A 22,431-nucleotide genomic window follows, 5' to 3' on the forward strand; every position below is an offset into this window, starting at 1 on the left:
TAATTATTTAGCACTTGATATATGCATACCAAAAAAGGGTATTCCAACAGCCACTTGGCTAGGAATCCCCTTTTTTCATTGTTCTAAAGCTTAAGGTTCCTCACGCATAAGATTTGCCACGACCAGTACATCTACATTTCTGGCCGAACGCAGAATCTGCTTAGTGACATCCCCACGCAGCCATTTACGTACCCAGGAGCGTTGAGATTGGCCGATAATAATCTGTGTGCTCTGTAAGGCTTGAGACCTTTCAAGCAGCAAGGAAGACACTCGTGCCGGGAGCACGTTAGGAATCATCTTAAACGTTCCACCCAGTCGTTCCGTCAATTCTTTCAAATCATTAATTCGTTTATCGTAAGAAGGCCCGCTCTGCTTATATTCCTGTACGTACGTAACATACCAGCAAGCTTTTAGACGATAGGCAATCCGAAAACCTCGCCGAATCAGACGTTCCGCATGATCTCCTAAGGTGATGCACACATAGATCACTTCCTGCCGCCGCCAAGGTCCCCGCAGCGACCCGACACGTTCCCAGGCCTCCAGACGTTCATCCACATCATCAGCAATTTCCCGCAGCGCCAGTTCACGGAGGGCGATTAGATTGCCGATTTTGAAAAAAGCCCCCAGCGCCTGATCCACTTTGGTCATCGCATATATTTTCCCATCCTTCATCCGCTCTTGCAGTGTTTTAGGAGATACATCGATAAGTTCAACCTCGTCGGCCCGTTGCAGAATGCTGTCTGGGAAAGTCTCTCTAACTCTAACTCCGGTAATTTGTTCTACAGCATCATTCAAGCTTTCTAAGTGCTGAACATTCACTGTGGAGATTACAGAGATCCCTGCATCCAATAACTCCATAACATCCATATACCGCTTCTTATGTTTGCTGCCCGGCATATTGGTATGTGCCAGTTCATCTACCAGTACGACCTCCGGATTACGCTTAATGATAGCTGCCGTATCCATTTCCTCAAGGACAGTCCCCCGATAGTCAATACTCAGTCGCGGAAGGATCTCCAGATCACCGATCTGTTCAAGGGTTTCTTTACGTCCATGCGTTTCTAGTAGTCCAATAACAACATCGATCCCTCTCTTTAGGAGATCATTTCCTTCTCGCAGCATCTTATAAGTCTTGCCCACTCCGGGAGCAGCACCAATGTACACTTTAAATGTGCCCCCACGAATGGCATCGATTTTATCCTTTACTTCCTGACTGCTTAATCTGTGATAGGCATCGGCTTTCCGCTCATTTCGGCTCTGCCGGGTAGGAAGAACGCGTTCTCCCTCACGCTCAGCACGATCAGCCACGAAAAACACATCTACTCCGCGGATTTGTTTTAACAATGAGTTAGCAATCGAACCCTTCCACAGCTCCTGCCACGCCGTTTGCTTGGAGTGTCCCATAACGATACGGGTAATATTATGCTGGATGGCGTATTTCACTAGAAGTCCCGGAATCTCCCTCTTCGAGCGAAAAGAAATCTCCTCCATCGAGGCCCCAATCTTCTCAGTCAGCTTCCATAGGGATCGCTTGAAGGTTGCTGCTTCCTTAGAGGGCGTCAGGCCCTGCTTCCAGAAGGATACCACCGCCAGATCTCCGTTTAACCGTTTAGCGATTTGCTGTCCACGGCGGATATGAATCGAGCCATTCCAATAATACTGTGCGGACACCAACACTTTTTCGGCAATCCCCGAAGCTCCAAGCAACCCTTGCTCCTCCCGATGCTTCTCCAGCGAACCATTAACATCCTCCGCTACCATTCTCAGCGCCAGCTCCCGCAGCTTGCTTAGATTCCCTTTGTTAAAAAGCGATGTCCGCTGCTTCTTGCCCAAATGTCCTTCGGACAAACGTTGAAGTATCTTTTCCGGAGTCACATCAATTAGAACGATATCATCTGCAAGGGTGAGCACTTCCGCAGGCAAGGAATACTCCACCTCAATCCCCGTCCACTTTCGCGCTAGATCTGCTGCGCCCTCCAGCTCGTATACGTTTACAGTTGTGATGACACTAATTCCACAGCCCAATAAATATTTGATATCCTCCAGCCTAGTTGATCTCTCCGCACCCTCGCGATTATGATGAGCCAATCCATCGGTCAGTACAACCTCTGGATTACGCGCCACAATGGCCTCCACGTCCAGATCCTTCTTCTCGATCTCCTTCTGAAACCAATGAATACTTGGAATCCGTTCCAAGTCACCCAGCTGATCCCTTGTTTCTGGACTCTGGTTGGTTGAAACCGCACAGATTACAACATCGATGCCCTGTGCTTTCAGCGCCTGCCCCTCACGCAGCATCTGATAGGTCTTGCCTGATCCACTGACCGGACCTATATAGATCTTCAGGCGTCCACGATGCAGCTCATAGATAGAGAGCAGCAGTTCCTCCGGCGTCTTCCTCCGATATGTTCCCATCAAGACCACTCCTTAATAACCCGTTCATCCATTCACTCTTCTATGCCAGAAAGCAAGATATCCCTGACCCAGTTTGAACAATCGGGCAGGGATATTAGCTATATTTATTTGTTCGTTAATTTCTGGAGCTCCATATTCAGCTTCAGAACATTTACCCGTTCTTCACCAAACAGCCCTAGATCACGACCTTCGGTCTGCTTATTCACTAGCTCTTCCAGCTGCGTGGCTGGAATCCCGGTCAAATTACTGATCCGGGGAATCTGCACAATTGCCGATGCAGGAGTGATATGCGGATCAAGACCTGAACCTGAGTTGGTTACTAAATCAACCGGCAGCTTGTTTACAGGCACATCCGGATTATCCAGCTGCCACTGTGTGATGGAATCCTTCGTCCGCTGCAGCATATCGGGGTTGGATGGGCCATAGTTGTTGGAGCCTGAAGCTTCCGCTTTATAATCAATGCTGGATACACGGCCATGGAATAATGCCGGGTCCGTAAAGCTCTGCCCGATGAGTTCTGAACCCACTACTACTCCAGCGTCATTCTTCAGCTGACTGCCGTTCGCTTGCGATGGCATCAGAACTTGAGCAATCGCTGTAGTAGTCAGAGGATAAATCACTCCACAGAGAACAACAAACACTAGACATAGCCGTAATATAATAAAGAAATTAGCACCCTTCGATGATGACAACTGTTCTTCAGCGTCCGCAATCGATTTTCTGTTATTCACGATGCTCTCACCCTTTCAATGATTAGTTAATCCGTTGTTATATCCATACACTTACGAGCAAATCAATAAGTTTGATGCCCGCAAAAGGAACGACTACCCCACCTAGACCATAGATAAAAATATTACGTCCCAGCAGCTTCGTAGAACTCATCGCTTTATACGAGACACCTTTCATAGCCAATGGGATCAGCAGCGGAATAATAATCGCATTAAATATTAATGCAGATATAATTGCCGAGCTAGGTGAACTCAATCCCATGACATTCAGAGCTTCCATTTCAGGAATGGCGAGCATGAACATTGCCGGAATAATTGCGAAATATTTAGCGATATCATTCGCAATACTGAACGTTGTCAACGCGCCCCGTGTCATCAGTAGCTGTTTACCAATAGCTACAACCTCAATGATCTTCGAGGGATCGGAGTCCAGATCAACCATGTTTGCTGCTTCCTTAGCGGCTGTAGTCCCACTGTTCATCGCTAAGCCCACATCAGCTTGGGCAAGGGCAGGTGCGTCATTCGTTCCATCACCAGTCATTGCCACCAGCTTGCCTTCGTTCTGCTCGCGGCGGATAACCGCTATTTTATCCTCAGGTGTACTCTCTGCAATAAAATCATCTACCCCTGCTTCACGGGCAATAGTAGCTGCGGTCAGCGGATTGTCCCCTGTACACATGATAGTCTTGATTCCCATTTTTCGCAGCTCATCGAACCGCTCTTTCATGCCTGGCTTAACTGTATCCTTTAAGTAAATAAGTCCATAAATCCGGTTGTCTACCGCAACAGCAAGCGGGGTCCCCCCCATTCGAGCGATAGCATCGGAATTACTGTCGAGGTTCGCGGGAATGACTCCGCCCTTCGACTGTACCCATTTCTTCACGGAATCGACTGCCCCTTTACGAACAGATCGTCCATCCCGCAGATCTATACCACTCATCCGGGTCTCAGCCTTAAACTCTACGAACTCTCCGCCTTCAGCAAGTTTGCTGTCATAGCTGCGTTCCAGCTTCTTAGCCAGCTCAATAACAGAACGTCCTTCCGGAGTCTCATCCTTTAGCGAACTAATAGCTGCCCAAGCCGTAAGCTCAGCTTCCGTTTCATCTCCAACTGGCACAAAATCACTCGCCATCCGGTTTCCGAAAGTAATCGTACCGGTCTTATCTAGAATCATTGTATTAATGTCGCCGGCAGCTTCAACGGCCTTCCCTGACATAGCAAGGACATTAAACTGTGTGACGCGGTCCATCCCTGCTATCCCGATAGCGGAGAGCAGTCCCCCGATTGTGGTCGGGATCAGACAGACCAACAGGGCGATCATAACAGGAATATCTAGATCAACACCCAGATAAGTCGCAATTGGCCGCAAGGTCACTACTACAATCAGGAAAATCAACGTCAGACTGATCAAGAGTGTATTTAGTGCAATTTCATTGGGTGTCTTTTGACGTTTCGCCCCTTCAACGAGGGAGATCATCCGATCCAAGAATGACTCACCGGGATCACTGGTAATTTTGACTTTAATCTCATCACTAACTACCCGGGTGCCGCCTGTGACTGAGCCGAAATCTCCGCCGGCTTCCTTAATAACAGGTGCAGATTCACCTGTAATTGCCGATTCATCTACGGAGGCCAGCCCTTCAATCACTTCACCATCGCCAGGGATAAGTTCTCCCTGACTGACGATCACGATATCTCCTTTCCGCAGCTCGGAGGAAGAAACGGTCTTCACAGACCCTCCAACGAGCTTATTAGCTGTGATATCCTGTTTCGTTTTCTTAAGCGAATCCGCCTGGGCCTTCCCGCGGCCTTCAGCCAGCGCTTCAGCGAAGTTGGCAAACAGCACTGTGAATAACAGAATGAACAACACCGTGATATTGAAGCCTACCGATTTCTCTGCATTAAAATATCCGGGGGCCAGTACCATAAGCAATACAATAATCGTGCCGATTTCGACTACGAACATGACCGGATTTTTGATTAACGTCACCGGGTTAAGCTTAATAAAGCTATCCTTTACAGCGCTTAGGAGTATGGGTCCCGTCAGCAGCTTTTTTCTTTTTACAGTACTCATCTTGTTCTCCCTCTTCCTACCGTAAGGTCAAATATTCTGCAATCGGGCCGAGCACAATGACCGGCAGAAACGTCAGCGCACCGATAATCACTACCGTACCAATCAGAATTCCGGTGAACAGACCATTGTCTGTGCGGAATGTGCCAATCGTCTCAGGAACCGGCTTCTTCTGGATCAGTGAACCTGCAACTGCCAGCATTGCGATTATAGAGACATAACGGCCAAGCAGCATTACGATCCCGGTTGTAACATTCCAAAAGGTGGTATTGTCCGCAAGCCCTTCAAATCCTGAACCATTGTTCGCGGCAGAAGAGACATATTCATATAACACTTGGCTAAGTCCATGGAATCCGGGATTCGTAATGGAACCGTTGCCCAAGCCCGTTAAGAACGCACCTGCTGTTGGTACAAGGATAATGAACGGATGCACAAGGATAGCAATCGCAATCAGCTTCATCTCCTTGGCTTCTATCTTTCGCCCGAGAAACTCTGGTGTTCTGCCAACCATTAGTCCACATAAGAAGACGCCCATGATGGCATACATCAGCATATTGATTAGTCCTACACCTTTTCCCCCGAAGACGTTATTGAGCATCATTAGGGCCAGAGGGGTAATGCCACCCAGCGGTGTCAGCGTATCATGCATATTGTTAACACTACCTGTCGTAGCTGCCGTTGTTACCGAAGTGAACAGCGAAGATTGCGGGATCCCAAAACGTACCTCTTTACCTTCCATGCTGCCTTGCGAAGACTCGATCCCCAGCGCATTAATAGCGGGATTCCCTTTAGTTTCCGCATAATAATTCAGCCCCAGCAGCAGAACGAACAAGGTCATCATTGCTGTGAAAATCACCCAGCCCTGACGTTTGTTCTTAGCGAACAACCCGTACATATATGGCAAAGAGGCTGGCAACATCCACATAGAGAGAATCTCCAGAACGTTCGTAAGTGGATTAGGGTTCTCAAAAGGATGCGCTGAATTGGCTCCGAAGAAGCCGCCACCATTCGTACCTAAGTGTTTAATTGACTCCAAAGAAGCGACTGGACCGATAGCGATTTGTTGCGTCTGCCCTTCGAGTGTAGTGACCTCAAGCGATGGCTTGAGCGTTTGTGGCACATGCAATCCTACCAGCACCAATGAAACTAGCAGAGCTAATGGAATGAATACACGAATATGTGCTTTTACGAAGTCCTCAAAAAAATTCCCGACTGATTTCTGTCCTGTAATCCCTCTGACAAAAGCAACCGCAACAGAAAATCCGCTCGCTGCAGACGTGAACATCATCATCGTGATGACTGCCATTTGTGAAAAATACGATAGTCCCGTCTCCCCGCTATAATGCTGCAGGTTCGTATTGGTCATAAAGCTGATCACCGTATTAAATGAAAGCGTCTGTTCCATATCGGCAATTCCATTCGGGTTCAGCGGCAATCCCCGCTGTAATCTTAGAAAAATATAACTGAAAGCAACCAGTACGATATTAGTTAAAACAAAGCTGAGTGCATACTTCTTCCAGGACATTCCGTCCCGTTTTTTCAGGCCGATCAGCTTATAAATACCTTTCTCTGTGCCTGCAAACCAGCGATCCGTACGATTCGGTTCGTTAGAAAATACATGATATAAATACGTCCCCATCGGCTTGACCAACAAGATGAGAATTACAATTACGACGACTATTTGCAAAATGCCCATGAATGCCCCTCCTTAAAATTTCTCAGGATGAATCAACGCGTAAACCAGATATATAAACAACAGTAGGGTAACAGCGATTACTAGAATCACAGCTTATCCCTCCCCGTATCCTCAACTACACCTGCGCACCAGCGCATAAAGCCATAAAATAACCCGTAAATTACAGCTAACGAAGCCACCATATACAGATCCATCATATCTTCCGCACTCCTTCCATTATCCTTGATGAGGTGATCTATCGATTAGAAAATCAGCATCACCACTATGGGAATAGATTACATAGCTCGCACCAAGTCTTTTATAGACCAATCTAGGATTTATAGAACTTGTAATCACAAAAATTGGCTGTGTCGTCCAGGTACGGCACATCTGAATATAGCGGCAGCAAAGCGGAAAGCTGCTCTCAAACAGATATACCCTGCCTACCGGGAACGATGGGCGAAACCAAGTGCTCTGATGGCGGGTATCCACTAGAATAACCTGCTCGATTCCGAGCTCCTCTAGTAAAGCCTTCTCAGCCAGATTGTTGGTTAATCCCGCCATCTTAATACCCCTGAACTTCAGAAGTTTAATGAAATGTTCTCCCGCCTTTGTAGGCGCACATACAAGCACATATTCATTCTGATCCGTCATCTCTTTTTTCTCCTCCTGCTCATTTACAACAAGGAGGCAACGAAAATCTCCGAAAGGATGTTGACCTATCGTCATTTTCGGGCACAACCTAAAGCTCGGTTGTGTCACGTCATTAGACGCTGCCTTACAAATACCGCTAATGATGAATTTAGCGACCTCTTGGGGGAGGCCTCCATAAATGCTTTGCTTCTAAGAGCACAGCAAAAAGCCACAAAGGATCTCCTCTGTGGCTCGCTAGCGGTCACATTGCACTCATCCTCTCTCCATACGCTTACGAGGTTAGCTGTCGGATTCGGGCGGTGAGAGTCGCCCTACCTGTATAGATGCGAACTCACTCGCACCCTCTACAGGATTCACCCCATAATCAGCTTCCGACTCTCACATCGGCTGCCGATTGTTGGTTCCCCCGCTTTCCTTATCGGAAATTAAGCGGATCAAATATTCGATTGTCGTTGAAACAGGAGTAATCATACTCTTATGCACGAAGACTTGTAAAACCTGAATGATGCCAAAATAATGCAAATTAAAAACTATTTTCCCATTAGATAGCGCTTACTTGATATCTAATCTCTCTATATCTCTTGTTTACTCGAGTTTCGAGCGTTTAATCGCTATCTATAACCCATGTGATTTTATTCACCTTTTTAGGGTGAAAATACTGCAAATTCCCTTTATAGGTTGAAACGCAAGAAGCAGAGGTTGAGCGAGAAAGAGGCGCGATAACACGCCATAAATACCTATTTACCTCGTTTTTCAGTCGTAGTCGGCAGGATATGGTTAAAATCGCTCTAAAAGAACATTTTCCGTTTTTTACAGAAAATCTTGAAAAGAGTATGATTCGGGTTGAATCTAATTCATGAAAAACAATCAACGCTGAGTTCCTGCATTCGCAGGGAACGGGGGAACCATCAGGCCACCTGGCCTACTTGGGGTGAATCCAAAGGAGACTGCGTAAGTCTCAATAGGTAGGGCGACTCTCACCGTCCGAATCCGACAGCTAACCTCGTAAGCGTAAAGAGAGAGACCCTTGATCCGCCACGCTTTGGCCCAGGTATATCTGCCTGTAATCCAAAACCGCAGCAGAGGTCCTCCTCTTGCTGCGGTTTTTGCGTTACCTGAGCCTATTAGGTGATAGCACGCTGGATGGGGTGAATGTTTTGAAGCACTATTATTTAGGGATACATCAAGGGCTGCTTGAGCCGATAAGTCTAAATTACGTTTGTTTCGGGGCCTTGTGGTTCGAAGAAAATAATCACAGGTACATTGTAGGTTATGCATTTGGCCAGAACCAGATCCAAGCCCTTCGCCAATTCAGTACACCTTCTTCTTGTAAAGACTGTTTAGACTCTAAGATTGTATATGAAATATATAAAAAAATTCGAGAACAACAACAGCAGCAGGATTGGTCATCGCATCAAAAACTCCCGTGGTTTACAGCCTTCAAGGAGCCTTGGAAAGATGTAAGCGCCGGTTGGTATGTCTTGAGATCCCGCAGCACCTTTCCCTTACATCTATCTGTTATACGGAAAGAGAAGTTCCGACTATGGCTAGAGCATACCGCAGTCTGTGAGAATAAAATGGAAATGCTCGCTTGTGTAGAAAAGGCTAGTGTCACTCATCATGTAGACTTAAAGCTTTTGGAAATCTAAGGAGGAACCCTACTATGGACCAGCGCAGACTATCCCGCATTGAAGTATTTGTATTGGATGAACCCGAGCCTATTCACTATGGAATGGAAGGGGCTGAAGGCTGCCGTTATGGTATTCTGAAGCTCACCTGTAAGGGAGGTTGCAGTTGGGGGGCTTGTCTAATCTCTGCCAACACCAAAAATTTCGATCTCATTAAATGGAGTTCTTTTTTACGGGCTATCTGTCATTGCCGTCTTGAGGAAGCGCTGGATAAGGTCCGCCGCGAAGGTTCAGATTGGGAGCAGGTTAAGCTTGAGCTAGTTCAGGGTGCTTTGCAGGATTTAAAGGCCAAGCTCCAGGGTAAATCCTTGGCTGGGCATATTCAGCAAGGGCGTCTGTACAGTGTTGCAGCTGGGGGGAGCAATTCCAGAAGTGAACGGCTCTACTACAAACCTTCCAAAGCTTTTTCCACTGCCTCCCAGCAGAAACACAGTTGCCCGGAACCAGACACCGCCGATCTTATCAATAAATCCATCTCTTACTTTTCTATATTATAGATTCAAGCAAATCTCTCATTCTGAAAGGATCGTGTTCACCATGCCTGACCCCTTACCTCCCGTGTCCACCTACAGTGCTAAATTTGCAGAGTGTGTTCAAAAGTATACTAATGAAGTCTACGTACTCAGTTCCATGTTATTAGAACAATCTAATGAGGCAGACAAGGTTACTATCCGCACCTTCACAGAGCTTCATAAAATATATCGTCAGGATAACTTCGACCCTCAGTTATTCTCTATCCACGCTTACCGCACTTGTATTCGCCAGTGTGCTGATTCTTTTGCCCGGCGCTCTCTTCTATCGGCTAAGGGATTACCTTGGGAGGAACAGCTTGTGAAGGTATTGTGGTACGGCTTAAAGCTGCCTCTTTCTCAAATAAGCATTATTCTGCAAAAAAGTGTTCCTGCACTGAAAGCACAGCTTAGAGCTGTACGGGAGCAGATGACCGACCAAGCGGATATACGAACGAGCGCAAATCTTTCTATAATTTAGTCACTGACTAGAATTCAGACGATCTTTAAGCGCATGAAGCATCTAACGGACTCAGGAGCCTTTAATTGAAGCTTTTCCTCAAATTTGGCCGGCGTTCGGACTCCAGTAGAAATCCCGAGCGATGAGCGTCTCGGATCGTCTTCAAGCAGGCCCTAATCATCTTCCACCAAGGCAAGGCTTACGGACCCAGATGACGTTACTTGCACGTTTATCGCCTTTTGAGCATAGTATCGGACTCCAGTGCAACTATTTGGTTAAAAGAGCTACTAATTCACCCTTTTTCATGCCAATAGCGACTATAATGTCCGATATCTTGCTAAATCTCGATGATTGCTGCATTTAAGTGCTGCTGGATCCGTTAGCTATATCAGCTCGTATACAAAGAGATTGCCAACTCAAAAACGGGGATATCCCAGCAACCATAAATGGCTGTTAGGATACCCCCGAAAATTCAGTGCCTACTATTACGCTTTACTCTTACGCGCCTTACCGTACATCCACAATCCTGCCAACATCCCCACTATAGCAACACCAGTCAATACGCCTTGAACGAAATCCATAAAAGTGGAGCCATCCGGAAGCATTCTACTAACCGTAGCCAGCGATACCGAACTCATTAAAAGCATAATGGTATATTGTTCGCTTGTAGACATCATTAGCACTCCTTAAAAGTTATATGAGGTCATCTTAGATCTTGTAAGCTTTCATTGCTTTTCTGATTTCTTTAATACTTGGGCGTTTGCCGTACATCAGTACGCCGGTACGATAGATCTTGGCTGCCAGCCATCCGAAGATGAAGGTAGTCACAAGCAGGATCAGCAGCGATACAATGACTTGCCAGATCGCCACCTCGCCGACACCAATTCGGAGCAGCATCGTCAATGGTGAGGTGAAAGGCACATAACTCGCTATCTTAACCACTAGAGTATCTGCATTGGAGATACTGAACAGTGGAACATAGAACGCTACGAAGCCTAACATCATGATTGGCATTACCGCCTGACCGAGATCCTCCGTACGGCTGACAATCGAACCCACAGCCGCATACATCAAGGCATAGAGGAAGTAACCTAATACGTACAAGACAAATCCATAGAGCAGCAAGTTAATATTGAGCTGGCCTAAATCGAGATCAAAATCAGCCAATACAGTCGCATTATGCGGGAGCGTCAAATTGACAACGATCGCTGCGACAAAGATCCCAATTTGCAATATTCCTACTAGGAAAACACCGATAACTTTACCGAACATTTGCGCTAGAGGTGAGGCACTTGTAATCAGAATCTCCATAATCCGCGAGCTTTTCTCAGAAGTTATCTCAGCGGCAATCATGTTGCCTGTCATCATAATGGACATAAAGAACAACATAAGCATGGCATATACGATAATGTAGTTAATGGCCGGAGTGTCCTCCTGAGAGCTTTCACTGCCACCGCCTGCGTTAAGCTGTTGTGTAGTAATCTGCACTGGTGTTGACATTGCAGCAATCTGTTCAGAGGTCAGCTTGTCACCAACGATATATTGTGTGTTTGCTTGCTGAAGTGCATTTTGAAGATAAACTTGAACATCTCCGTTTAGTTCCCCATCGTTACTATGATAAGTAACGGGTGGAAGCCCTTCGCCAGTAGGTTCCGCAAAAGTAACATAACCTTCTACTGTCTCTTCATCTAATGCTTTCTTTAACTCGGCATCCTCCGCAGAAGCATATTGTACTATCTTAGCCTGCGGCATGCCCTCTGGCGCAGTATAAGCCTTCAACAATTCTGCAACCTGATTTCCCTCTTCAGCAATCACAGCAATTTGAGTAACTTCACTTTTGGCCGAATCACCCTTAAACTGATCGATGATATAGGGAAGATTCATCCCTATGCTGAGCAATAATACTAGAATCAAAGTAGTAATCATAAATGATTTCGTTCTAACTTTATTTTTAAAGGTAAAGCCGATAATTGTCCCCATCTTATTCATTAGATTCACCCACCGCTCTGATAAAGATTTGGTTTAACGTAGGTTCCTTGATTTCAAAATGCTCCACTTCACCCTGTGCTATCGCCTGCTGTAAAATACGCTGTGCTGCACCGATCTCACTGATCGATAACAGATACCCACGCTCCAGCCGTTTAACTGCTGTAACACCTGCGATGGACTCCAGACCTTTTACCTCATTAGCTGTACGCAGCAATACTTCTTCCCGCGGGTAGCCATTCTTGATCGTGCGGATATCCCCTTGAACGACCGTATTGGAACGATCGAGAATCGTAATGTTACGGCATAGCTCTTCCACATGCTCCATCCGGTGCGTAGAGAAGAGGATACTTGTTCCCGAATCACGTAATTCTTTGACCGTATCTTTCAGCAGTTCCACGTTTACTGGGTCCAGCCCGCTGAAAGCTTCATCTAGAATCAGAATCTGCGGCTTATGAACGACAGCGGCGATAAAGCCCATTTTTTGCTGATTTCCTTTGGAAAGCTCTTCTATTTTTTTATTGTAATAATCCGGAACCTCGAATCGATCCAGCCAATAGCGCAAGCTCTTATCTGCATCACTAGCTGACATCCCACGCAGGCGGGCCAAGTAAACGATTTGATCACTGATCTTCACCTTAGGATATAGTCCACGTTCTTCGGGCAGATAACCCATAAGTTGCTGCAGTTCACTGTTGAAAGGCTTCCCGTTATACAAAATCTTGCCCTCATCAGGGTAGATTAGGCCGAGTACCATACGCATCGTGGTTGTTTTCCCCGCGCCGTTCGCCCCCAGTAATCCGTAAATTTCCCCTTTACCTACGGTTAGGTTAATTCCGTTTACTGCGGTTTTTTCTCCATATTGCTTAACTACACTTTCCAGCTTTAAGGCTTCCATTTCTCTAGTCCCCTCTCTTGTGGTCAATTAGAATAGGACGATGACCCTGTGTCCATAAACTTAATATTTCGTCCAGCTCCAAACTGCGGCTCTTGATAACCTTTACGCCCAAGTCATGAATGCGTTTCTCGTTTTCAGAAAATTGTTCTATGATAAAAGAAGCTACACCCGGTGTATCCATGGTAAAGTGCAAGCCTCCTGGCAACTCAGCCGATAACTCCGCAAGCTCCTCTTCATCCGCAGCATTCACCCAAACCTCGGTCCAAGCACCGAACAGACTGTCTTTTTCAGCCATGCCCAGCAGTTCACCCCGATGCATAAGGACGATATAATCTGCCAGCCGTCGCACCTCATCCACAATGTGTGTGGAGATGATAATCGTTGCGTTGTGCTCATCCATATATTTACGAAGTGTCTCGATCATAATCTTCCAGGCAAAAGGATCAAGACCCGATGAAGGTTCATCCAATAGCAGCAGACTTGGCCGTGCCGCAAGTGCTGCAGCAATTTCGAATTTCCTGCGCTCCCCTTTAGACATCTTCGAAAGTCTTATATGATACGGAATCTCAAAGCGATCCATCAGCTCGTGAAAATACTGATCGTCCCAATTGGGATACCAATACTTCCGAAATCGAGCTGCTTCCTCTGCATTCCAGTGGTTCTCCTCAGTAATTGACGTTTCAGGAACATAGGCCATGGTCTGGCGAAGCTCCAGAGACAACCCGCTATCATACCTGTTCTCGAACCAATATATCTCGCCTTCCTCTGGATTAGTCAGCTGCATCAGCAAATTCAGCAGCGTACTTTTGCCGGATCCATTCTGACCTACCAAAGCTGTAATATATCCTTTAGGCAGATTCAGGGTCAGCGGCCCTATCGTCTTGTTTCGCCGCCGTTTAAGTACATTCCGCAATTCTATAGCCATCTGTACCATATGAGTAAGCGCCCCCCTCTCAATCCTTTTCTCTATACTTGCGTTCTATAATCTCCATAAAAATCTGTTCAAGTTCATCCTTGCTGCAATGTACCGATCGGCCGATATCCACTGCACTCTCAAGTGCTTTGCCAACCGTTTCACGTTTATATTCTTCCATTGCTCCGTCACCTACATGGGATACAAAGGTACCTGTTCCTTGTCGCGTTCGCAGCAAACCTTCGTTCTCCAGATCCTGATATACGCGCCGCACTGTAATTACACTGCATTTCAAATCTCCTGCGAACTCACGAATCGAGGGCAGCAGCGTACCTTCTGTAATGACTCCGCTAATGATTAATGATCTAAGCTGAGTCTCTATTTGATGATAGAGGGGCTCTGCACTATTTTCGTTGATTTGTACCGGTATCCACATTATTTACACCTCGCCTTCCACTCTAGCGTGCTAGAGCGCAGTCCTTGCCATTTCCGATTTTTTATATGAGATTGCGACTTTTCAGCCGATGTATAGTCCATTTAGAGAATAACTGCACAGATATTGTTCCCAGCAGAAGTGACCCCCACATGATCGGAGATAACAGCCCCCACTCCTTGGAATAGGAGATACTGTATAAGAACAAACTGCCTCCGCCCAGTGTAACTAGGAACGATGTTGCCCACGATAAAACTACGATAAGCAATGTTAGCCATAGATAAGCTTTGCCGCTAAAAAGATATTCAATAAAAATATATAGACCTGAGACCATGAATCCGAAGCCGAGCCAAGTAATCGCAAAAGCTATATACGATGGAACCGCCAGCTCTGCCCGAAAATTCTCTCCTAACAAGTAAATAATACCGAAGAATAACGTACCATTTAGAGTAAAGGAGCCCACACCCTGAAGTTTCCTCCGCGATAATATTACTGCAGCTGGAATCGGTAAAGTTCGTAAGTAAACCAACATTTTTGTGTAAGAATCTTCACTCCAATATTTCATGGAGCGGCGAGAGAATGTTAATCCCAATAAGGGGATAAAGGAGAGAAATAAGAAATCCGCTAGCATCGTCCGATCCTGCTCACCTAGTACATCATTTGCTATCAGGCTAGTCAGTCCACCAAGATAACTCATAAAAACAACTGTTATTACGAGGGTCCCTAATATTTTTAATTTGTCTCCGCGAAAATCAGAGCGCAACATAAACCATGAATCTTTTAATGTTCTCATTAATGCTAACCTCGCTTTACAATGTCTTCAGCGTCTAGCAGAAGCAGGTGTTCATATCCCTGTGCTTACTGTATATATCTATATACACAGTATATGACCTTGGTTTTTCATTGTCAATCCTGTAACTGGAAATTATTCAAAAGAAGTAGGAGGTTTGGGCAACCTCATACTTCAAGCTTATGAAGACACTCTCAGACGTTAGGTAACGCTTATTAATTGAGATTAACTACAATGAGGGGGGAATTGAGGCAGAATGCTGCTACGGGGGCGAATGTAGCTGGGATAATTGAGTTTACTAGATAATTCATTCAGGGTATGAAGTAGTAAGAGCCCCCTCTTTGCTTCTATGTAACGCGTTGGTGTGATGTGTGTTATGGGGGCGAGTGCCGGAGCGGATACTGGTTCGGGTTAGGATGCTGGTGCGGCTGTGGTGCTGGTTCGGGGGTATGATGCGGGCGCGGCGGATGGTGCAGTTCCGATTGTATGATGCGGGCGCGGCGGTTGGTGCGGTTTCGGGGGCGGGGTGCTGGTTCGGCTGCTGACTGGTTCAGGTTTCAGGTGTGGAATGCTAGTTCGGCTGCTAGTGCAGTTTCAGGTGTGGGATATGGGCGACTGCCGGGCGGATTAACATTAGGGAAAAACTCCCTAAAATCTGCCCAACCGAGCTTGGATTATTAGTTTTTAGGGAAATCCTACCCAAAATTTCAGCTATTACTCCGTTATTGAACTAAATCCATTCACTTTCAGAGAGGATTTCCCTAATTATGGCCTTTTTTAGCTAATTTCGTGCATTATCAGGGAGGTTTTCCCTAATTGCGTCTTTTTCGGGCTAACTTCGTTCAATTTCAGGACAGATCCCGAAGCTCTACAAACCAAAATAAGCCCATCACCCGCAATCCCTACTCAGGAACATGCAGATATATAGGCTTATTTCATAACTATTTACGACTCTGCTACTCTAGTGCTGTTCATTCGCTCAACGCACTAAACTCTGTGCTCTATTCAAGCACTTATTTTACGCACCCAAAATAACTTCCCACACCGGCTTGGTATGTCCACCTGGATACAAAACATACAACAGCACGTACACCATAACGCCTGTAATCGCTGTGATAAACCAAATTATCGATGTCACTCTGCCCCACTTACGGTGCTTGGAATACTTCGCCTTGAAACCAAGAGTTAACGTAGTAAGTCCGAATACCGCAGCTACGGTTGCCAGAACGATATGGAAGATCAAAAACACTTGATAAATTGTCTTCAGTTCATCCGGTCCGCCCCATGAGGTATTCCCCACAAACAACGTTCTCGATACGTAAACAATAAAAAACAGCAGCGCAGCGATAGCGGCAGCAATCATCGTTTTCTTATGCGCCTCGCGTTTGCCCTTGATAATGAGCCACCAACCTATAGCCACCAGCACCGCGCTGATCACGATGAATGACGTACTAATAGTCGGAAACACTGTGAAAATATCCATGATTCTCCCCCTCGGCAGTCTACCAGTTATGCACGGTTCAAGTTGCTCTCCTGAAGTGTTGAGGATGGCGTCGACAATTCATCGTCGTCTTGTCCGTTCTCTTTTTTATACCAATGATAGAACACATAAGCAAGCATAGAGGCAAAAATAAATTCCTGAATGAACTTCATCGCGATGCCTCCCACCTGTTGATCCACCTTCGGCGACATCACTTCAAAGAATGCAGGACCTCCAAAATTCTGAAGTAAAACAGAGGGGTCACCCGAGATACAATAGCCCATAGCACGCGCCCAAGTCTCTGGATCACTGTAAGTGGCGTAGAGCGGATGATCGGCAAATATAATCAGCCCGCAAGCTGGCGTCAGCAATACCATGTTCAGAAAAATAAACCCAATCTTCCCAAGCCCACTCGCCATACGATGTTCCGGCAGCGGATTAATCAGTGTCCACCACATTAAAGCAGAGGTCAGGAACAAAACAATGTAATAAATACGATGAACAGTAAAATGCAGCATCACATAATCATGAATAACAGGAATATGGTACAAGGAAAAAAGTCCGTTAAACAATAGAGCAGCTACTACCGGATGAGCTAAAAAAGATAACCGCCGAAGCGGATTCACCTTTAGTATCCTGCGCCAGATAAAATCTGGAATTCCAAGCATAATCAGCGGCACCGCTACCAGGTAAGACAAGGCCATACTGACCATGTGGAAGGAAAACATCATATGCCCTAAGAGGCTAATGGGTCCTCCTTGTGCCAGATAAAGGGCAAGCATCCCGCAGACAAATAACGCTCTACGCCAAAATGGCACCGTTATTGAATCGGCATAACGCCCAGCAATCGGACCAATCCACACAAAATAACCTGCTGTCAGCAGCAGCATTACCGCTAGAAAAAGCGGACTCCATAGTTCAGCAAAGCTAAAGTATTCTAATCCCAGCATAATTCCAACCTCCTAGCGCAGGAATTCATATATCTAAACATCAAAAAGAGGGGGCATTGCAGCCCACCTCTTTCATTATTGTCCGTTAATTCCACCAAACCCAATACAGCGACATAACAATACAGGTCCCAGCGATAAAGAAGCCACCCAGCATGAAGAGAATCGGCAGAAGATGCCCTTTATCTTTTAGATGCATCCAGAAGCCCATCTGTACAATGACCTGAAGAACAGCCATTACCAGCAGCAAAATAATCGCAAAGGTTGCATTTACGCCCCCAGCCGCAACAGCAGCGAAAGCAATCAATGTTAAGACAATGGAGAAAATAAAGACAACAATATGTTTCTGTGGTCCTTCATGCCGATGACGTTGCTTATACCCGCCGCTATCTGGCATATGCTGATCCGTCGTCATAGTGCCTAGCCCACCTTTCCGAGTAGGTATACAACCGTAAAGATGAAGACCCATACTACATCGATAAAATGCCAATACATGGCTGACACATACACTTTTGGTGCAGTAACTACCGTTAACCCCTTGCGGGCGAGCTGCCCGATCAAGATGGAGATCCAAGCGATCCCAAAGGCTACGTGCGCACCATGAAATCCTACCAGTGTGTAGAATGCCGAACTGAATGCACTTGTGGTCATTCCGAATTCTTCGTGTCTTACATATTGAGTAAACTCATAGATCTCCAAAACCAGGAAACCTAAACCTAAGACTACAGTAACTAAAAGCCAATTCCGTAGCAGTGCCGGCCGATTTCTGTGCATCGCTTGAATAGCGAATACACTCGTCAGACTGCTTACCAGCAGGATAAATGTTGCAGCGGCTACAAGCGGCAGGTGAAACAGTTCATTCGCCGAAGGCCCCTCATTCGTCTGATTACGCAGTGCGAGGAAAGTTGCGAACAACGTGCCGAACAATACCGCTTCGCCGCCTAGAAACAACCAAAAGGCAAGAACCTTGTTGCGTCCTTCGAGCGTAGCTTTTTCCGGCTCGTGCGGAAAGGTATCCTTAGAAGCTTCTGCATGTGCCGTTGTCATGTCCGCTCACTTCCTTCCAGCTCTTCAGGTTCAATATGCCATCCGTGATCATCATACAGCGAACGCATCAGCATGGATCCAAATGTAATAATAAGACCGATGGCTGTAACGATATAATTATTAAACAGGAAGCTCATAAAAGCATTGCCGAATTCATCACGGCTAAACATAAAGCCAAGCCCAGCGATAAAAATTCCGACAGACATCGTAAACGGTAAAATCGTTGCCGACGGCATATGAATTGAGCCCACCGGCTCTGCTGGTGTCATGCCTTTATTCCCTGCTACTTTTTCTTTCCAGAAGGCATCAATCCCCCGAATAAGAGGTGTTTGCTTGAAGTTATATTCTGGCGGCGGTGAAGGAATGGTCCATTCCAATGTACGTCCATCCTCCCACGGATCATTGCCTGCATCCGCCGGTTTTCTGGAAGTCAGGAAGATGTTCACCAAGAAAATAATCATACCGACACCCATAAGACCTGCACCAATCGTACTGACTAGATTTAGCAAATCAAATTGCTGATTTGGTAAATAAGTGAACACGCGGCGCTGCATCCCCATAAGCCCAAGGAAATGCTGTACAAAGAAGGTCAGATGGAATCCGATGATAAACGTCCAGAAAGTCCACTTGCCCAGCGTTTCACTCAGCATCCGTCCGAACATTTTGGGCCACCAGTAGTGCAGACCTGCGAACAGGCCAAGCACCAAGCCACCTACAATAACATAGTGGAAATGCGCTACAACAAAATACGTATCATGGAACTGAAAGTCAGCAGGTGCGGACGCCAGCATCACTCCAGTTACTCCCCCCATAGTAAATGTAGGAATAAATCCTACAGCGAACAGGTTAGGGGTTGTGAAACGTACTTGCCCGCCCCACATCGTGAACAACCAGTTAAAAATTTTAATCCCGGTCGGAACCGCAATTAACATCGTTGATACGGAAAACAACGCGTTAGCTACAGGTCCAAGTCCAGTTGTGAACATGTGGTGAGCCCAAACCATAAAGCCTAAAAAGGCGATCAAGATGGTTGCAAACACCATGGAGCTATATCCGAACAGTCTTTTACGCGAAAAGGTTGGGATGACCTCGGAAATAATCCCGAAGGCAGGCAGAATGAGAATATACACTTCCGGGTGACCAAATATCCAGAAGATATGTTGCCATAGCACTGGACTTCCTCCGGCTCCGACTTCGAAGAAATTGGCTCCTAGAATCCGGTCGAATGTCAGCAGTACTAAACCTACTGTTATTGCTGGAAAAGCAAACAAAATAATGGCGGAAGTGATAAATGTGGTCCAGGCGAACATCGGCATCCGCATATAGGTCATTCCCGGCGCACGCATCGTAATGATCGTGGCTAGAAAGTTAATCCCCCCGATGAGGGTCCCCAATCCGGCAATTTGCAAGCCGATCGTATAGAAGTCTACACCGTGTGTAGTGCTGTATGTACTCGTAGATAGTGGGGTGTAGGCGGTCCACCCGGCATCAGGAGCACCACCCATAACCCAGCTAAGATTCAGTAGAATCCCGCCGAACAGGAAGGTCCAGAAACCAAGTGCATTTAGAAAAGGAAAGGCTACGTCACGTGCACCGATCTGTAGCGGAATGACGGCATTCATGAGTGCGAAGATGACTGGCATGACGCCGAGGAAGATCATCGTCGTACCATGCATGGTTATGAGTTCATTAAACGTTTGTGCATCCAAAAAGTTATTCATCGGCTTGATGAGCTGCCAGCGAATCAGAAGCGCTTCAATTCCCCCGATGCCAAAAAATAATCCTCCGGCCCATAGGTACAAAATCGCGATTTTTTTGTGATCGACGGTTGTTAGCCAATCCATAAGTCCTGTATGGCGCTTCACACTGTGGCCGTGCCCCAGAGGCTTGGATGAATTCAAGGTATGCGCTGCTTGAGCCAAAGTTCGTCCCCCCTTTTCGAAAGTTCCGCCCGCCTTTAGGCTAAGGCATTAGTCCAGCTTATAGTTGGCCAGATACTCTGCAATGCCATCAATCTCAGCATCACTCAGGCCCAGATCTTTGGGGTTAGGCATCAGATTGCCTGGTTTTACGGATTGCGGGTCGTGCAGCCAGGTTTTGAGATTCTCTTCAATCGGCGCACCATCTTCCCTCGTGTCGTCGTTGAGCAGAATTCCAGCAATCGATTCCCGAGAACCAATTCCGGTCAAGTTCGGCGCATTATTAATCCCTTGATCACCTACAGCGTGGCAAGTCAGACATGCCGCTTTGAACTTCTCAGCTAAAGCAGGATCCTCTGGCAGCACAGCTACAGGTGCTTTCATAGAATCAATCCACTTTTGAAACTCTTGTTCACTAACTGATTTCACCTTAAATTCCATCAATCCATGAGAAGGACCACATAGCTCCGCACATTTCCCACGGTAAACGCCTTCATTAGGCGCACTAAAGCTAAAGCGGTTAATCGTTCCAGCTGGGTTGGTATCGATTTTACCGGAAAGAGAAGGGACCCAGAAGGAGTGCAGCACATCTTTAGTTTCCAGTTCAAAGGCGATATCTTTGCCCACCGGAATAATCAGGTCCTGCGCTGTAGTTACCTTATAGTCGGTATACTCAAACTCCCACCAGTATTGGTGGCCGGTTACTTTAACCTTGATCGCATTCTTGTCATTGGAATGATCATCTCCAGCGGCAAACACTGCTTTCACCGTTGGCACGGCCAGTACTACAACAAGGATAAGCGGAATGACTGTCCAGAGAATCTCAAGTTTAATGCTGCCCTCAACCTGCTCAGGGATTTCATTCTGACCCGGTCTTCTGCGGAAGCGGATCAGTACATAAGCTGCAATCGTAAAGACAATCAGCAACACCACGATCATAATGCTGATCGACAGCTCCATTAATCCGTAAGATCTGTCTGCTGCAGGTCCCTGTGGTCTGAGTACTGACAAGTCCTCACGACCGCACCCGGCAAGAAAGAGTCCAAACATAGCGGTCATGGGAAGGAGTCGCTTTACAGCCTGCCACGTTTTCATCATTGATCTACCCCGCTTTTCCCGATTTCGTAGATTCCTGTTTTTTTCTGTCAATTATAACAATCACTATTAATATAAGTTTAAGGGAAAGTTTTGTCAATCGTTCACAACTAGTTCACATTGTAATTTTCGACACAATAAACCCTTGTCCCATCTGGATTTCATAGCATTTTATGAAAACGCAAACAAATAAAAAATATTAAAGAAAGCGTATTCAATTTAAAATGTGTCTATTAATTCATTTGACTATTCTATGAGGAAGACTTTTCCTTATTCGTAAATGGGCATACAAAAAAAACCGATTCCAGCAACAAAAGTTGCTCGGGCACGGTTTATAAGAATCCTCGTGGATGTTATTACTCAAAATGATGTCTAAAGTTAAGCAAGTGACAAACGTATCTGTTAGCTAGGAGACGGATGAATTCATCCGTACCAACTCGTGTTCCACGACCATGGTCAGTTCTTCTTCATAGCCTCCTGTAATCCGATACTTTCGGACGTACTCCTTTACGAATTTCTTGGGATCTTTGGGCCGGAAAATGCGTGTCATTTCCCGTAGACTTTCCTTGACTTCGTTATGACCTTTACTTGCCATGATCAGTTCCCTCCCAAAACATTGAAAATGAATGCTCCGTTGTAGAGAATGCATGATGAAAAGTACGCCGTAACCTCGAATGCAAGTGAAGTATCCATTACACATACGTGGCTTGCACTATCCGTCAA

The 22,431-nt window shown here is 46.1% G+C and carries 21 protein-coding genes and 2 riboswitches; of the genes, 3 read left to right on the top strand and 18 right to left on the bottom strand.

The genetic code is table 11. The features are described 5' to 3' along the window. Nucleotides 1-90: 90 nt before the first annotated feature. The 5 genes from MKY63_RS07745 to MKY63_RS07765 form a co-directional block, all read right to left on the bottom strand. Nucleotides 91-2,415 (bottom strand): histidine kinase, encoded by a 2,325-nt coding sequence (locus tag MKY63_RS07745; protein ID WP_036676712.1) that lies wholly within the window; start codon nucleotides 2,413-2,415, stop codon nucleotides 91-93. A gap of 104 nt (nucleotides 2,416-2,519) precedes the next feature. Further along, a complete protein-coding gene (gene kdpC / locus MKY63_RS07750; protein WP_051490939.1) occupies nucleotides 2,520-3,128 on the bottom strand; it encodes a potassium-transporting ATPase subunit KdpC in 609 nt (202 codons plus the stop codon). Nucleotides 3,129-3,183: 55 nt separating this feature from the next. Next, nucleotides 3,184-5,217 (bottom strand): potassium-transporting ATPase subunit KdpB, encoded by a 2,034-nt coding sequence (gene kdpB, locus MKY63_RS07755; RefSeq protein ID WP_339812347.1) that lies wholly within the window; start codon nucleotides 5,215-5,217, stop codon nucleotides 3,184-3,186. A gap of 16 nt (nucleotides 5,218-5,233) precedes the next feature. Continuing rightward, the gene (kdpA, locus tag MKY63_RS07760) at nucleotides 5,234-6,910 is read right to left on the bottom strand and encodes a potassium-transporting ATPase subunit KdpA (RefSeq protein ID WP_036676707.1); all 1,677 of its coding nucleotides are present in this window, start codon (nucleotides 6,908-6,910) and stop codon (nucleotides 5,234-5,236) included. A gap of 216 nt (nucleotides 6,911-7,126) precedes the next feature. Beyond that, nucleotides 7,127-7,543: a hypothetical protein gene (locus MKY63_RS07765; RefSeq protein WP_036676842.1), complete on the bottom strand. Its 417-nt coding sequence runs from the start codon at nucleotides 7,541-7,543 to the stop codon at nucleotides 7,127-7,129. A 252-nt stretch (nucleotides 7,544-7,795) separates the two neighbouring features. Beyond that, nucleotides 7,796-7,985, bottom strand: a riboswitch (cyclic di-AMP (ydaO/yuaA leader). Nucleotides 7,986-8,404: 419 nt separating this feature from the next. Continuing rightward, nucleotides 8,405-8,569, top strand: a riboswitch (cyclic di-AMP (ydaO/yuaA leader). Nucleotides 8,570-8,637: 68 nt separating this feature from the next. On the opposite strand from MKY63_RS07765, the gene MKY63_RS07770 reads away from it, so the two are divergent. From MKY63_RS07770 to MKY63_RS07780, 3 genes are read left to right on the top strand one after another with little or no spacing between them, the layout of a single operon-like run. Continuing rightward, complete coding sequence (locus MKY63_RS07770) at nucleotides 8,638-9,192, top strand: hypothetical protein (RefSeq protein ID WP_036676704.1); 555 nt, start codon at nucleotides 8,638-8,640, stop codon at nucleotides 9,190-9,192. A 14-nt stretch (nucleotides 9,193-9,206) separates the two neighbouring features. Further along, a complete protein-coding gene (locus MKY63_RS07775) occupies nucleotides 9,207-9,728 on the top strand; it encodes a hypothetical protein (RefSeq protein ID WP_052096743.1) in 522 nt (173 codons plus the stop codon). Between the two features lie 40 nt (nucleotides 9,729-9,768). Further along, entirely contained in the window at nucleotides 9,769-10,221 is a 453-nt protein-coding gene (locus MKY63_RS07780; RefSeq protein WP_038568543.1) for a hypothetical protein, read from the top strand. Nucleotides 10,222-10,685: 464 nt separating this feature from the next. Here MKY63_RS07780 and MKY63_RS07785 read toward each other — a convergent pair whose 3' ends face one another. From MKY63_RS07785 to MKY63_RS07845, 13 genes are all read right to left on the bottom strand, one after another. Next, complete coding sequence (locus tag MKY63_RS07785) at nucleotides 10,686-10,877, bottom strand: hypothetical protein (protein ID WP_139329911.1); 192 nt, start codon at nucleotides 10,875-10,877, stop codon at nucleotides 10,686-10,688. Between the two features lie 31 nt (nucleotides 10,878-10,908). Continuing rightward, on the bottom strand, nucleotides 10,909-12,189 hold the full coding sequence (locus tag MKY63_RS07790) for an ABC transporter permease (RefSeq protein ID WP_339812356.1): 1,281 nt from the start codon (nucleotides 12,187-12,189) through the stop codon (nucleotides 10,909-10,911). Continuing rightward, on the bottom strand, nucleotides 12,182-13,084 hold the full coding sequence (locus MKY63_RS07795; protein WP_036676693.1) for an ATP-binding cassette domain-containing protein: 903 nt from the start codon (nucleotides 13,082-13,084) through the stop codon (nucleotides 12,182-12,184). The genes MKY63_RS07790 and MKY63_RS07795 overlap by 8 nt, the downstream gene beginning before the upstream one ends. Before the next feature lie 4 nt (nucleotides 13,085-13,088). Then, entirely contained in the window at nucleotides 13,089-14,018 is a 930-nt protein-coding gene (locus tag MKY63_RS07800) for an ABC transporter ATP-binding protein (RefSeq protein ID WP_339812359.1), read from the bottom strand. A gap of 19 nt (nucleotides 14,019-14,037) precedes the next feature. Beyond that, nucleotides 14,038-14,433: a GntR family transcriptional regulator gene (locus MKY63_RS07805; protein ID WP_248549080.1), complete on the bottom strand. Its 396-nt coding sequence runs from the start codon at nucleotides 14,431-14,433 to the stop codon at nucleotides 14,038-14,040. 61 nt (nucleotides 14,434-14,494) lie between these two features. After that, the gene (locus MKY63_RS07810) at nucleotides 14,495-15,223 is read right to left on the bottom strand and encodes a hypothetical protein (RefSeq protein WP_339812362.1); all 729 of its coding nucleotides are present in this window, start codon (nucleotides 15,221-15,223) and stop codon (nucleotides 14,495-14,497) included. Between the two features lie 1,015 nt (nucleotides 15,224-16,238). Further along, nucleotides 16,239-16,703, bottom strand: coding sequence for a DUF420 domain-containing protein (locus MKY63_RS07815; RefSeq protein WP_076124485.1), 465 nt, complete (start codon nucleotides 16,701-16,703; stop codon nucleotides 16,239-16,241). 26 nt (nucleotides 16,704-16,729) lie between these two features. Then, nucleotides 16,730-17,650 (bottom strand): cytochrome c oxidase assembly factor CtaG, encoded by a 921-nt coding sequence (gene ctaG / locus MKY63_RS07820; RefSeq protein WP_076138229.1) that lies wholly within the window; start codon nucleotides 17,648-17,650, stop codon nucleotides 16,730-16,732. Nucleotides 17,651-17,735: 85 nt separating this feature from the next. Continuing rightward, nucleotides 17,736-18,062: a cytochrome C oxidase subunit IV family protein gene (locus MKY63_RS07825; RefSeq protein WP_036682505.1), complete on the bottom strand. Its 327-nt coding sequence runs from the start codon at nucleotides 18,060-18,062 to the stop codon at nucleotides 17,736-17,738. A gap of 5 nt (nucleotides 18,063-18,067) precedes the next feature. Further along, complete coding sequence (locus MKY63_RS07830) at nucleotides 18,068-18,694, bottom strand: cytochrome (ubi)quinol oxidase subunit III (protein ID WP_076101357.1); 627 nt, start codon at nucleotides 18,692-18,694, stop codon at nucleotides 18,068-18,070. Further along, on the bottom strand, nucleotides 18,691-20,538 hold the full coding sequence (gene ctaD, locus MKY63_RS07835) for a cytochrome c oxidase subunit I (RefSeq protein WP_076185229.1): 1,848 nt from the start codon (nucleotides 20,536-20,538) through the stop codon (nucleotides 18,691-18,693). Before ctaD ends, MKY63_RS07830 begins: the two co-directional genes overlap by 4 nt. Nucleotides 20,539-20,664: 126 nt before the next feature. Beyond that, entirely contained in the window at nucleotides 20,665-21,711 is a 1,047-nt protein-coding gene (coxB, locus tag MKY63_RS07840; protein WP_076101356.1) for a cytochrome c oxidase subunit II, read from the bottom strand. A 403-nt stretch (nucleotides 21,712-22,114) separates the two neighbouring features. Then, complete coding sequence (locus MKY63_RS07845) at nucleotides 22,115-22,303, bottom strand: hypothetical protein (protein WP_019913840.1); 189 nt, start codon at nucleotides 22,301-22,303, stop codon at nucleotides 22,115-22,117. Between the last annotated feature and the right edge of the window lie 128 nt (nucleotides 22,304-22,431).

Source organism: Paenibacillus sp. FSL R7-0189, from assembly GCF_037969925.1.
Taxonomy (GTDB): domain Bacteria; phylum Bacillota; class Bacilli; order Paenibacillales; family Paenibacillaceae; genus Paenibacillus_AQ; species Paenibacillus_AQ odorifer.